Annotated in this window: 13 protein-coding genes; 5 read left to right on the forward strand and 8 right to left on the reverse strand. The window is 52.6% G+C overall.

Going from position 1 to position 12,450, the window contains the following annotated elements; translation table 11 throughout:
- Positions 1-10: 10 nt before the first annotated feature.
- Positions 11-1,552, forward strand: a complete 1,542-nt coding sequence (gene cysS / locus SH668x_RS04220; RefSeq protein WP_437187449.1) for a cysteine--tRNA ligase — start codon at positions 11-13, stop codon at positions 1,550-1,552.
- A 172-nt stretch (positions 1,553-1,724) separates the two neighbouring features.
- Here cysS and SH668x_RS04225 read toward each other — a convergent pair whose 3' ends face one another.
- Entirely contained in the window at positions 1,725-2,051 is a 327-nt protein-coding gene (locus SH668x_RS04225; RefSeq protein ID WP_437187450.1) for a YbjQ family protein, read from the reverse strand.
- Positions 2,052-2,258: 207 nt separating this feature from the next.
- On the opposite strand from SH668x_RS04225, the gene SH668x_RS04230 reads away from it, so the two are divergent.
- Entirely contained in the window at positions 2,259-2,699 is a 441-nt protein-coding gene (locus SH668x_RS04230; protein WP_437187451.1) for a DUF1801 domain-containing protein, read from the forward strand.
- Positions 2,700-2,779: 80 nt separating this feature from the next.
- Here SH668x_RS04230 and SH668x_RS04235 read toward each other — a convergent pair whose 3' ends face one another.
- Positions 2,780-3,352, reverse strand: a complete 573-nt coding sequence (locus SH668x_RS04235; RefSeq protein ID WP_437187452.1) for a DUF6985 domain-containing protein — start codon at positions 3,350-3,352, stop codon at positions 2,780-2,782.
- A 73-nt stretch (positions 3,353-3,425) separates the two neighbouring features.
- On the reverse strand, positions 3,426-4,289 hold the full coding sequence (hchA, locus tag SH668x_RS04240) for a glyoxalase III HchA (RefSeq protein ID WP_437187453.1): 864 nt from the start codon (positions 4,287-4,289) through the stop codon (positions 3,426-3,428).
- A gap of 322 nt (positions 4,290-4,611) precedes the next feature.
- Here hchA and SH668x_RS04245 point away from each other — a divergent pair, with 322 nt between their 5' ends.
- Complete coding sequence (locus tag SH668x_RS04245; RefSeq protein ID WP_437187454.1) at positions 4,612-5,274, forward strand: putative 2OG-Fe(II) oxygenase; 663 nt, start codon at positions 4,612-4,614, stop codon at positions 5,272-5,274.
- Between the two features lie 115 nt (positions 5,275-5,389).
- A complete protein-coding gene (locus SH668x_RS04250) occupies positions 5,390-6,250 on the forward strand; it encodes a transposase (protein ID WP_437186800.1) in 861 nt (286 codons plus the stop codon).
- A 346-nt stretch (positions 6,251-6,596) separates the two neighbouring features.
- On the opposite strand, the gene SH668x_RS04255 is transcribed toward SH668x_RS04250, so the two are convergent.
- The 5 genes from SH668x_RS04255 to SH668x_RS04275 all read right to left on the reverse strand — a co-directional run bounded on the left by SH668x_RS04255 (position 6,597) and on the right by SH668x_RS04275 (position 11,194).
- Positions 6,597-6,935: a hypothetical protein gene (locus tag SH668x_RS04255; RefSeq protein WP_437187455.1), complete on the reverse strand. Its 339-nt coding sequence runs from the start codon at positions 6,933-6,935 to the stop codon at positions 6,597-6,599.
- A gap of 303 nt (positions 6,936-7,238) precedes the next feature.
- A complete protein-coding gene (locus SH668x_RS04260) occupies positions 7,239-7,808 on the reverse strand; it encodes a PIN domain-containing protein (RefSeq protein WP_437187456.1) in 570 nt (189 codons plus the stop codon).
- A 1-nt stretch (position 7,809) separates the two neighbouring features.
- The gene (locus tag SH668x_RS04265; RefSeq protein WP_437187457.1) at positions 7,810-8,283 is read right to left on the reverse strand and encodes a helix-turn-helix domain-containing protein; all 474 of its coding nucleotides are present in this window, start codon (positions 8,281-8,283) and stop codon (positions 7,810-7,812) included.
- A 514-nt stretch (positions 8,284-8,797) separates the two neighbouring features.
- Positions 8,798-10,144: a Gfo/Idh/MocA family oxidoreductase gene (locus SH668x_RS04270; protein ID WP_437187458.1), complete on the reverse strand. Its 1,347-nt coding sequence runs from the start codon at positions 10,142-10,144 to the stop codon at positions 8,798-8,800.
- A 231-nt stretch (positions 10,145-10,375) separates the two neighbouring features.
- Complete coding sequence (locus SH668x_RS04275) at positions 10,376-11,194, reverse strand: hypothetical protein (protein WP_437187459.1); 819 nt, start codon at positions 11,192-11,194, stop codon at positions 10,376-10,378.
- A 457-nt stretch (positions 11,195-11,651) separates the two neighbouring features.
- Here SH668x_RS04275 and SH668x_RS04280 point away from each other — a divergent pair, with 457 nt between their 5' ends.
- Entirely contained in the window at positions 11,652-12,395 is a 744-nt protein-coding gene (locus SH668x_RS04280; RefSeq protein ID WP_437187460.1) for an intradiol ring-cleavage dioxygenase, read from the forward strand.
- Positions 12,396-12,450: the final 55 nt, after the last annotated feature.

Here is a 12,450-nt window from a genome sequence, read left to right on the forward strand (position 1 = left end):
CAGGAATCAGATGTCGCTTCGCGTTTACAATACGCTGACCCGGGAAAAACAGGAATTTCAGCCGATCAAGCCTGGTCAGGTCTCCATGTACCTGTGCGGTCCGACGGTTTACAAACCAGCACATATCGGGCATATGGTTGGCCCGGTCATCTTCGACACAATCAAACGCTATCTGACTTACTCCGGCTACAAGGTGACATTCGTAGTGAATATCACCGATGTTGATGACAAGCTCATCAACAAGGCAAAAGAAAAAGGGATGGAAGTCAAAGCTCTCGCTGAGCAGATGACGGAAGATTACTTCGACAATCTGCGTTTGATGGGTGTCGATTCAATCGACCATTTCCCCTACGCAACCGATTACATCGGCGCGATGCAGGAAATGATTCAAGGGCTGATTGACAAGGGGTCGGCATACGCGCTGAATGGCGATGTCTATTTCGCTGTGACTCAGGACGCGGATTACGGCAAGCTCAGCGGACGCAGTGTCGAACAGATGCTCGCCGGGACTCGCGTGGAAGCGAACGATCAAAAGCAGAACCCTGCCGACTTCGCTCTATGGAAGTCTTCGAAGGCGTCAGAGCCAGCGTGGGATAGCCCCTGGGGCCCCGGACGTCCGGGTTGGCACATCGAATGTTCAGCGATGAGTTGCAAGCTCCTCGGTGAATCGATCGACATCCATGGCGGGGGGCTCGACCTGATGTTCCCGCACCATGAAAACGAACTTGCTCAATCGGAATCATCTTCCGGAAAGACGTTCGTGAAATACTGGATGCACAACGGCTTGATGCAGTCCGGCAAGAACACCGGGAAAGTTGGTGGAGCCCATAGCAAAGATGGCGATCACGAAGCACAGATCGCCGGCAAGCTGGCTGGCTCAGCCGGCGCTGAGTCTGTGAAAACTGCGGTCTTTGCTCACCACGCCCCTGAAGTTGTTCGGTTTTTCCTTCTGTCGACGCACTACAGGAGTCCGATCGACTTTTCCATCGAGAATATTGCCAACACTGGTAAGGCGATGGACGGATTTTATCGGCTGTTCGATACCGCACAGCGAATTGTCGGGTCAAGCTTCTACGACATTCAAGCGTCGACTGTCCGCACTGAAACTGTGAACCTCGATCACTTGCCAGAGGATGTCAAAGCCAGCGTGATTGATCTTCGTGATCGCTTCTGGGAAGCGATGGACGACGACTTCAATACGGGTGGTGCGATTGGAATGCTCTTCGAGTTGCGACGGGTCGTGAACGGGTTCATTAGCTCGAATAAGCTTGAAGAAAGTGCAACTGCAGATCAGAAGTCGCAGCTCGTTACCCTGCTGTCGTTGCTGAAAGAACTGTCAAACGTTGTTGGTGTTTTCCGTCAGCCGCAACAGAAGAACGCAGCTGCAGATGACGGTTTCGTCAACGGCCTGATGGATCTGATTCTCGAGCTGCGAGCTGAAGCCCGCTCGACCAAGAACTGGCCAATGGCTGATAAGATCCGCAATAAGCTCACTGAATTGAAAGTGACTGTTGAAGACGGCAAGGAAAGCGTTCGCTGGACTCGCGGTTAATCTAAAGATTGCACTGCATGTCGCCGTGCATGAAATGCACAATAGCGTTTCATCACGGCTTTTTTTGTCTGTTTGGCTCGCATTCACTGGTGTAATGCCTGCTCTTGAGGGGAAGGTCCACATGTGAGTGCAATGCGGGCCTCCGCTGCAGTGGCATTCGTGCGACCGGCTTTTAAATCTTTCGGACGATCACAGCCGTTCCGTAACACAGAACTTCCGTAGCTGCTGAATGTCCACCCATGTCCGAGGCGTCATAGGAGACTCCCACGATCGCATTGGCACCCAGCTGCTTCGCATGTGCGACCATGTCCGCGTAGGCGTGCTCTCTGGCCTGTTCGCACATTTGGACGAACGCGCCAATGCGACCTCCAATGATGCTTTTCAATCCCCCTACGATTCCTTGAGAAATGGTGGGAGCGCGGACAGTAATTCCACGGACGATCCCCAGATACTCTTGAATTTCATAGCCTTCGATTTGAAAAGTTGTCGTAATAATCATGATTCAAGTGGTTTCTCGTTGGGTAACAGCGGATTTCGGCGACTCTTGTTTTATTCTGTTATGGTAAGTAGTACAAACGTTGATGAGACGATGTTTTTACCTGAAATTGCGGCCTGAATGAGATCAGGGGAAGCCCTGAGTCGGAACGGTTCGAAGTGGCACGTGCCAGCATGAAGCGTTGGTCGGCACCACAAAGCGGGGAGTAAAATGGCGAAACGTAAATCAATTGATTCACCGAATTCCTCAGAGGCAAAGTTACTTTCCGGAGGAAACCCGCAGATTCCCAAGGGGGACGGCGATGAACCAGTTCAGGCGTACATCGCAGCGATGCCTGAGTGGAAGCAGGATGTCGGCAGAAGGCTTGATCAGCTGATTACGGACGTGATTCCCGGAGTCGTCAAGGGAGTTCGCTGGAACTCTCCGTTTTACGGCGTCGAAGGACAAGGCTGGTTCCTGTCGTTTCACGTGCTGACAAGGTACGTCAAAGTAACGTTCTTTCGCGGGACTTCTCTCGATCCACTTCCTCCGGGATCGGGGAAAGATCCAGAAGCACGGTGGCTGGATATTTATCAAGACGATCCCCTTGATGAGAAACTACTCAAAAAGTGGTTCAAACAGGCAGCGAAGATTCCAGGGTGGCGTCCATAAGGAAACCTCTTGTGGAATCGTGTCGTTCCGTAATTTGCACGTCATTGTGCCGCGATCAAGCGTTGCTTTGGATCCTCTTTTCACTGTCTGATTTTGCGAGCGTACTCCTTGGCCAGCCAGAGCAAAATCGCGGTGTCCGCTCCCCCGATTTCAAGCGGCGTCTCCCCATGGAGGAGGATGCCAACGCCATGTTCGGCGTCCCAGGTGCACTCTAAAGCAACTCCAAGAAATGGCTTTCCGCTCTCCATGATCTGATGCACATTGATCGAAGGCACGTCCATAAGACTCTTCAATCGATTGGGAGACCGAATCTTTGGAAGGAGGCGTTTCGCGTCATCTTCGTCAAATGAATCCAGGAATTGTTCTCGAATTGCGGGGTATGCTTCGTACAGCTTCTGAAGCATCGCTTTGTGAACAATCGCCTGATTGTCGACCAACCATTTGACGAGATCGATTTCATTCTTCGAGAGCGGGTTGCTGCCGCGACCTTCAGGAGCAAAGACGATCTCTACAATCCCATTCGAAGTGGTGTTCGAATTAGCAATTCCATTCGACTGCGATGAATTTCTGTAACCGGCCCAAGCTGGGAGTCTCACGGATGTAACCCAGCTATACCCGTCCCAGTGAAACTCAGGGAACGTCGGAAGGTCCATTTGAGTCTACCCGCTTTTGATCGATTGAGAGATATGTCAGTCAGGTGAGATTGATTGTTCGTTGTGGCGAAGCTCACGTTGCAGCGTATTTCAATAATTGTTCGGCAGCCATTTTTCCAAGCCTGTTCGAAGCCAATGGACTGTCACCAGTCAATAGCTTGCGGTCCAGATGGCACATTCCCGTGATATTAGAGTTCAGAATTTCGACACCGAGTCGCTGAAGTTGCTCGCCAACAAACCAGGGCATGGGACCAGGCATATAACCAATCTCGAGATTTACTCCGCGATCAAGAGAATCCGGAAAGACGCAGATTTTGTAGCCTTTGAAGATGAATTCCTCGGGCACTTCGCCGACGCCGGCAGCCAGCAAGCAGCAGGGACCATGGCAGAGCGTAATCACGAGCTTGTCGTTGCTTATCGCCCAGTGCAGCACTTGCTTCACTTCGGAACTCTGAGGAATCCCGCACAGCGACCCGTGTCCCCCTGGAATGAAGACCGCGAGATAAGGGGAATCCCGACTGAGGAGATTCTCGAGAATGTTGCCAAGTTTCAATGGCTGGCGAAACTTGGGGAGGTACTTCTCATAGGTGCATCGAACAGCTTCGTCCTCGTTGGGCATTGCCCACATTTCGAGCTTCACAGGATTGCCAGAGAGCGTGGCGACTTCGACCTCGAATCCCGCTTGATCGATGTGGTGCATTGGCAGAAGCGTCTCAACTGGATGATTTCCGGTGGAGAAGAATGTTCCGTTCCCCATCAGCAGATATCGCTCATCAGCGGCGATCATGAGGACCTTCCATTTCTCGCCCTGATACGGTTGCTGAAAACTAAGTCCATCGAAATCCGTTTTAGCCGCCGTGTACAACGAGAGTGAGTACGGCGATGGAAAGTAAGCGTTGTCCTCAGCGGGATCGATCGTCGGTGTTTTGTTCAACACAGCCTGAATCCTTTGGTGGAGATCGGAATCTGATGATTGCGAGCTATCGAACAGCACCTCACTCTGATGCGGAGATACAATGCCCCTGTGTTTGTGGCGATCCGTTTGATTGTTTCAACTTTGTTCCGGAATGCAAACTGACTTTTCGTTGCGTGTCGTCGCTGACGCAGAGTTTGGATTCTCAGGCGGCAATCGAGAATGGTTCGTCAGCTTGCAGCTTTTACTGAATTCAGTTACGAACCTGTGTTTTGTTGGTCCTGTGCGACAGTGAGTGTTCCATGTCGAGGAGGCGGGCCCGGATGACATGCCAAGAGGTCGATTCATGCAAGTGTCGGAGTATACATTTTTCCCGACGCGGGTGGTGACAATCCAGTTTCCGGAAACTGAGTCGTTGAATGCGGACCTCTGCAAATTGTTTGATGAGCGGCCGGATCTCGATGACAGATTTAATCTGCTCCCTGAAGCTCAGAATCTGGTGCGTCTGGCGGAGACAGTTCCCGCGATTGCTCAGCTTCGATCGATGTTCATATCGGGAGCGAAACGATGGCTGCAGGCAGAAGGGATGACGCTCCCAGAAGGGATTGACGTCGTACTCTTTAGCAATCGAATGCAACGTGGAGACGCGACGATTGTTCATAATCATCTCGCGGATTTGATTGGGATCTACTACGCACGAACAGCGGAGGCGAGTCGTGATCCGATCGATCTGTCAGGGAGCGATGATTATTTCGATGCGGGTGACGGCTTACTGGTTTTGCACGATCCTCGTTTTAATGCCAATCTCACTACGGTCTGTAATCGCGATCACGTGAAAGTGACACCGCGGCCCGGTTTCATGCTGATTTTCCCAGCTTACGTCTGGCATTCAGTCACTCCTCATCGCGGTGATTTTCATCGTCTTGCGTTCTCAATGAACTTCACGATGCGTTGGCCTTCTGGCGAATCGGAGTATGTTTCATTGAATGATGAGAGCAGCACGAAGTGACGCTGCGTGTGTATGATTATGGGAGGCCAATACAGTCGCAGTGACTTTTGAAAATTAACTGCCTTGTTGAAAACGTCTCTTGAATGTTCGATTGTGTCGCGCTAAAAGAGGTTGCATGAGCGAGTCATCACCTACAAATATCCTGCTGGAAGTCACTTCACTCTCAATGCGGATCGCCCGCAAGTACGTCGCTCCCTATTCGCACCGCTTCAGTCCCCAGAAGTTTACTCAGGAGCAGCTTCTCACCTGCCTGATTCTGCGGGCGTACCTGAAGGCAACCTACCGGGGTGTGATCGAGGTTCTGGAAGTCTCCAGTGACCTGCGTGACCGTCTGGGGCTAAAGTCCTTGCCGCATTATTCGACGCTGAAGAAGTTCGCTGACCGCTCCAGCGTGCTGGAGATCGTCGACGCGATGCTGCATGAACTGGTCCAGAAGTTTGCACTGGATGCAGAAGAAGCCGCCATCGATTCCACAGGCATGGAGACGAGCTCAGCGAGTGCTCACTTCCAGTCTTGCAGCGGAAAACAGCGGACAAAGTACGTCAAATTGTCCGTGTGTGTACTGGCCGGATCACTGATTCCCAGCGGACTGGCGGTGAGTTGGGGGCCCTGCAATGACAAGGCTGAAGCAGCTGAAGTGCTGGCCAAGGCGGCGACGAGTTCGCAGCCGAAAACTCTCTTTGCCGATGCAGGCTACGATGCCGAATGGGTCCATCGGTTCTGCCGGGAGGATTGGCAGGTGGACAGCGTGATCAACCCTGCTGTGCACCGAACGGATGGTGGGCTCAATGGAATGTATCGCTCCGAAATGACTGCAGAAACACTCAAGGAGAAAGGCTACGGCAGACGCTGGCTGGTGGAATCGTACCTGAGTGGGCTCAAACGCACCACCGGAAACGCCCTCTCAGCCCGGAGTGAGCGAAGCTTGTTTGTGGAAGCAGCGATCCGAGTCCTGGCCTACGCCCTGAGGCGTTAGGTGAAACACAATAACTCACAGGCCTTTCAACAGAGCAAAAATTAACCTAAATGATCGTTCTCAGTTCGATTCGATCGAGATCATGGGAGGAGCGACGATGGCTGCCACCGGTGAGCTCGGTTCGATTGACCCGCATTCGTATCGGTCATGTGCACCTGAATGTCGCTGATCTGGAACGCTCCAATTAGTTTTATTGTGAGGTGCTTGGATTCGGTCTGACGCAGCGATACGAAAAGCTAACCTGCCCGGTACTGCAATGCCGCTCGATACGGGTTCTAACGCAAAACCTGCCGGGCAGCACCGGGTCAGGTTGAGCGGCTGGTTAGTCGTGGCGCGGAGTGGTGGCTCACTCGTCTTCTTCAAACGGCCCCAGTGTGTAGTAAACCTTACCGCCTTCGAATTGCCGAAGCCAGACATCGCTGAATTCTTCGCCCATGCCACGGACATAAAACCGGATGTCGGGGTACTCGGCTGAAACGTGGGTCATCAGTTCTTCGACATCCTGAGACGCCAGGCCATTGAAGTCAGTCTGACCCTCGGTCCAACCGCGTAGGAAATCTTCGAGGACGTCATCCACGGCGTATCGGTTTTGCGCAGCCAGCCATGACCGGGCAACCTTACCGACGTCGTTGACAGCCGGTGGCTCATCGGAGAACTCGAATTTCACACATGTGTAGTAGCTCATCGCTGCCTCACGTTGCCTAAAATCTGATTCTCTGAATTGAACGCGTTGAGAATATCAGTCGGCTTTCGCGTGTCAATTCCTACAGGGCCTAACGGGGGTGCGTGCGAATTGACCGAGCTATACGCACAACACCCGCGCCCACAATGTGAAAGCCCTTCGACATGCTCGCCGAAGGGCTTGTTTCTGAGAATAGTCGGAGTGACAAGACACCGATTGAACTTTTTATGGCTGGGCTGGCCGGTTGGGACAGCCCTATACGAAAGATGATCGGCGATTGAACAAAGCAAGCGGATTGACTTTGTGTCAAATCAATTCGGCGAATCTCCGAAGACTCGACACTGTTTGAGCCAGCCCCTGAGCTTCAAGGGTAGCGAGATATTCATCAACATCCTTGGGAGGGTTCTTTAGGCTTGCCCTGTGCCGCTTGGCGGCAGCACAGACGATATTCGGTGCTAAGTCGAGCTGGAAATTCAGGAAGTCGTCGGGATGTAGTGCTTCGATGCCACAGGGCTTCAAGTCCTTTTCAGGAAAATCCTTGAGATTGAAAGTCACGATGAGATCGGCACCAGCGAGGATCGCTGCAGCCAAAACGTGTCGGTCGTCCGGATCCGGAAGCGTCAGTCCATCAATGAGGTTTTCGTAGCCGGTCACAACGCAATCCCGGACATTCGAGTTCATCAAATCGCGGGTACGTTTTAGTTGTTCTGGGCTCAAGTCCGGACGATTCTTAAGAACGTTTCTCGTCCATTCATCGTGAATGGCATCCGTCCATTTGGCGCGGTAAAGGTCCGTCATTGCGACACGCATTAGCAAGTCGCGGAGCGGAGCCGGATAAAGAACGCACGCATCATACAGAACGGTGAAATTGCTCACTTCAATAGCCCATTCCTAGCTCCTGAGCCTGGGCCGCCAGTTCGTCCAGCGACGTCAGCCGGTTGCGGTCCATTGTCTCCTTGTACTCCATCAAATCCTTGAACAGGATGCGGCGATGAGTTCCGACCTTGCGATATGGAATAAGTTCTTTCTCCAGCTGCTCGACAAGGAACGGGCGTGACACGTTCAAAATATCGGCAGCCTGCTGAGTGGTCAGCTCAGCATGAACCGGAATCAGCGTGACGGCATTCCCTTTCGCCATCTGCGTGAGTATGTCGTTAAGAAGGCGGAAGGCCGATTCCGGAATTAGGACAGTCTCTTCCGGCGCGTCCTCGGGTTGAAAACGCAGTTGGAGCGGCTTCTTGCGCTTGGCCGAGACGAAACGGGCAAGCCGTCGACTGCTCTCCTGCGCAAGAATCGCCTCATCCGGAGTCGGAGTAAAGGTTTCCGGAAAATCGCCAAGTAGTGTCGCCATGTGTTTTTCTCCTCCAATAGAAGCATATCGGACATTCGCAGCAAAAGCAATATTCGAAATATCCGAAAGGCGGTCAACGCGAACGTTGTGGCAGATTAATGTCGCTCACGTGCGTCCATTTCACTCTGAGGTCACTCTCAGGCCCCACTCAGAGCTGATTTGGGAGACCGTCCGTGCAACACCCGGCACCACTGCGTCGAATGAAGAAATGGCATCTAGCCGTCTTTTGAGCTCCCCAGAGCGTAGGCTGGGCCGACAATTCGCGAAGCTCGTCGTAAGTTGCTGTGATCAAACAAAGAAGGCTCGTTGCGAGTTACTGCAACGAGCCTTCTTTCTTAAGTCGGGATGACAAGATTTGAACATGCGGCCTCTTGCCCCCGGTCAAGAGGGCTTGGTGGAGGCGTCGTTCGTATGGTGTCGATTAGTGATGTCGATCGAGAGCCTATAAAAACATCGCAATCCCCGGGATAGGTGACCCCGGGGATTGCGATTCGTTCAAAATGCTACGTAACGATTATTTGAGGTATTCGCCGTAGTTCTCGCGGTATGGCTTGTTGACCAGGTGCTGAACTTCTGGAGCGTTGGTCGCTTCCATCTTTTCTGAATCCCAGAGAATCTTGCGGCCTTTGCCTTCAGCTGCATCGTAGACAGCGAGGTTTCCGAGAAGAATGGTTTCTGTGAGTGGACCAGCGTAGTCTTCGAAGTTCGAAACAGCCTTCTTGCGCTCGCCAGTGATCGCCTGATGGAACTCAAGGAAGTGACCAGGTGAACGCTCGAATTCGAGTTCAGGTGCTGGAACCTCTTTGCCGTCCTTGTCGATCAGCAACCATGGTTCGCCGTAGTCGCCGGCTGAATAGAATGTCAGGTCTTCGCCGACGATGATCATTCCTCCGTTGGAGCGGAACTTCTGCCCGTTCAGCAGTGCTTCGTCTGGAAGGTTTCCACCGTCATACCACCAAACTGGAAGCGTGCCTTCACCGGCTGGGTGAGCGAACTCGAACTCGATCTTCGACTTCTGTGGGTAGCTGTCGCGGTTGTGACCAGAGCATTCAGCCTGAATGCTCTTTGGATCACGGAGATTGAGTCCAGCGAATGGAAGGTTGAACACGTGACAAGCCATGTCGCCGAGTGCACCGGTACCGAAGTCCCAGTACCCGCGCCATGCGAAGGCGTGATAGCCTTCTGCGTAGGGACGCTCTGGAGCAGCACCGAGCCACTCGTTCCAGTGGAGGAAGCCTGGGATTTCAGCTGGTTCTGGACGTGGACCACCCTGTGCCCAAATTGGACGATTGGTGTAAACGTGAACTTCTTTGATACGGCCGATGTGACCGCTCTGCAGCAGGGCAGCACCGCTTCGATGACCATCAAGGGCAGTTCCCTGATTTCCCATCTGTGTTGCAACGCCAGTTTCCTTGGCGATTTCTCCAAGACGGCGTGCTTCCCAGACGGTGTGTGTCAAAGGCTTCTGCGTGTAGCAGGCTTTGCCCAGCTTCATTGCGAGGGCAGTCGCAGGTGCGTGCATGTGGTCTGGAGTCGAGATGGTGACAGCGTCGATCTTATCGCCGAGCTTGTCGAACATTTCGCGGAAGTCGTAGAAGGTTTCCGCATTTTCGAAACCAGGACGAGCAGATGTCTTGGCAAGGGTGCGTTCATCGACGTCACAGATCGCGACGATATCGCCCAAGCTGGCAGCGTCTGCTGAATCGCTGGCCCCTTTTCCTCCGACACCAATGCACGCGTAACGAATCTTCGCGTTGGGAGATTTTTCCTCTGCGCGAGCAATGTTATTGCCAACCCAGACAGCAGCACCGATTGAGGCTGTTGTCGCCATGAAATCGCGACGATTCGTTTTCAGATTCATGTCATTGACCTTCGTTTGAGGTAGGGCTCGTACTTCGAGTGTGGAAGAAGGAACCGGTAAGTTCGCGAAGAAAGATGTCGGATCGATCTTCACTTAATCGTACTTGAGGTGGCCCGCAAGTACAGGGTTGGCCCAAGAATACATCCTTGTGACATTTTACGCAGTTCGCAAGGTCGCCGGCCGTTTTCGAAGTTCGAGTTGAAAAGGTTGCAACTTGTTACAGCCGAAGAGTTAGCGGGATTTGTGTGCAACTGATTGCTCGATGTACTGCTTGAGCGGCATCCAGCGGATATCGTTGGATTTGATGAGTTGTTCCCATTTGTTGATCTGTGTGCGGTCAGCCGAAAGGAATTCCCACGAGAACTGGTGATCAGCACGCAGTTTCACCGGCTCTGCCATCATTAATTCCAAGTCGACCTGAGTCGGCAAGAGGTCATCTCGGCGCAATGTTTCATTGAGTTTGAGGCGAGCTTCCGGATAGGTGGAATTTGGACGCATCACGAAGTTCAGGCGAGCCGCCCAATCGGTGTAATCGAGGTATTGGCGGGCGAGTTGCGGGGTGTCGATCTTGGCGGTTTTCACTTGGTAGTTCAGGTGCTCTGACTTCATTTCGATCAAGTTTTTGTCGGTGTCTTTTGTCTCGTTGAACTCCGGAGAGAGTTGGAAGCGGACGAGAGCCTGAAGTCGCGCATCTTTTGGGTTCTCAAGTGGCTTGAGTCGGTCGAGATAGGAAAGTGATTCCAGTTTGGCGGACTCGAGGTGATGATTGATCTCGGAGAACGGAACCTCTGTCGCAGTGGAACTCTTCGAGATAATGACGAAACGGTGGTGGACCGGTTCGAAGATGACGACTTCTCCCGAATCCTCCATGTAGTCATAGACTTTGCCTGCATGAAAGAGCGTCAGGCTTCGAGAAATCACGCGAGGAGAGGCTGGCTTGCTGACTTCAGAAACGGAAGTGTAGACGCGCATGTTCTGCGCAGACGCTGAGTTGAATCCGACAATGCAGATGAACAGGGCAACTGTCGAGACGAGTGGGCGTGAGAGCACTGGAGCCTCCGGGAAGCTACTGCGGCTGGAATGTTCGGGATTGGAAAGACAGGTAGACGATTCGTCGCCGGTGGGCTTCGAAGTTCGGGTGAAGGGCCGAGTTCATTGAAGGCTCGGCCGAGGGGGGCTGGAATGTAAGTTTGATACCAACGAATCAGCAAGGTGAATTCCAATTGGTTACTTCATTCAAGAGCAATCTTCAGCTGAGTTTGCGGTGATATTGCGGCAGGAGCGTGTTGAAATTCGAATGAGAACCGATATTCATGTCTAAAATGGAATCGGGAAGTTTGGCGTCTGAACGGCAAAATATGCCGGAATCGGTGCCCGCCTCGACTCTGGGAGAGATGAACCGATCAAATCCGCAATCGGTTTCGCCAATACTTTTCACGCTGGTTGGTGTTTATTGGTTATAGTGGGGGCAGGCGAGAACTCAAACTTGGTTGATTGGAGTTGAATCTTGAAACGCAGGCATTTTCTTCAAACCGGTGTTGCAGCTGGTTCCTTGTGGCTGACTCCTTCCTTGTTCGCTGAACTTCTCACAGAGACACCAAGGATGACCGAAGGGCCGTTCTATCCGGACAAACTCCCATTGGATCGCGATAACGATCTGCTCATCGTTGGGGAGTCGATGGATCCCGGATTGGGAACCGTCACGCACCTTACTGGACGTGTTCTGAGTGCCAGTGGGGAACCAGTACGGAACGCAATTGTTGAAATCTGGCAATGCGACAACAACGGAGCCTATTTGCACGCAGGCACCGACAACGACGAGAGTCGCGACAAGAATTTTCAAGGGTATGGACAGTTCCAGACGGATAAGGATGGCAACTATCGATTCAGGACGATCAAACCTGTTCCGTACCCCGGCCGCACCCCGCATATCCACTTTGGTGTGAGTCGTCGAGGGCAGCGCGTGTTGACGACGCAGCTATTCGTCAAAGGCGATCCCGGAAATGATCGCGACGGAATCCTGAAAGCCATCAAAGATCCTAAGGCTTTGGAAAATGTGTTGGGAGATTTTCAGCCCGTTCCGGATTCAAAGATTGGTGAACTCGCTGTTAATTTCGATCTGATTCTCGGTCTGACTCCGAATGAAGATGAACACGGACACGATGACGGTTCCCACGGAGTTGGCAAATCGGATCGTGAAAGCGGTTCATTGTTTGGACCACGCGGACCGGGGGGGCGTCCTCGCAACTAGCCCCAGTCTCTGTGGATGTCGCGCCGCCAGCTTCATTGAGTAGTCATTGACTGAA

The sequence above is a fragment of the Planctomicrobium mucosum genome (assembly GCF_051466335.1).
Lineage (GTDB): Bacteria > Planctomycetota > Planctomycetia > Planctomycetales > Planctomycetaceae > Planctomicrobium.

Excerpts from the sequence above, each read along its gene's own strand:
- cysS (WP_437187449.1), top strand. The coding sequence starts at position 11 with ATGTCGCTTCGCGTTTACAATACGCTGACCCGGGAAAAACAGGAATTT.
- SH668x_RS04225 (WP_437187450.1), bottom strand. The coding sequence starts at position 2,051 with ATGATTATTACGACAACTTTTCAAATCGAAGGCTATGAAATTCAAGAG.
- SH668x_RS04230 (WP_437187451.1), top strand. The coding sequence starts at position 2,259 with ATGGCGAAACGTAAATCAATTGATTCACCGAATTCCTCAGAGGCAAAG.
- SH668x_RS04235 (WP_437187452.1), bottom strand. The coding sequence starts at position 3,352 with ATGGACCTTCCGACGTTCCCTGAGTTTCACTGGGACGGGTATAGCTGG.
- SH668x_RS04245 (WP_437187454.1), top strand. The coding sequence starts at position 4,612 with ATGCAAGTGTCGGAGTATACATTTTTCCCGACGCGGGTGGTGACAATC.
- SH668x_RS04250 (WP_437186800.1), top strand. The coding sequence starts at position 5,390 with ATGAGCGAGTCATCACCTACAAATATCCTGCTGGAAGTCACTTCACTC.
- SH668x_RS04255 (WP_437187455.1), bottom strand. The coding sequence starts at position 6,935 with ATGAGCTACTACACATGTGTGAAATTCGAGTTCTCCGATGAGCCACCG.
- SH668x_RS04265 (WP_437187457.1), bottom strand. The coding sequence starts at position 8,283 with ATGGCGACACTACTTGGCGATTTTCCGGAAACCTTTACTCCGACTCCG.
- SH668x_RS04270 (WP_437187458.1), bottom strand. The coding sequence starts at position 10,144 with ATGAATCTGAAAACGAATCGTCGCGATTTCATGGCGACAACAGCCTCA.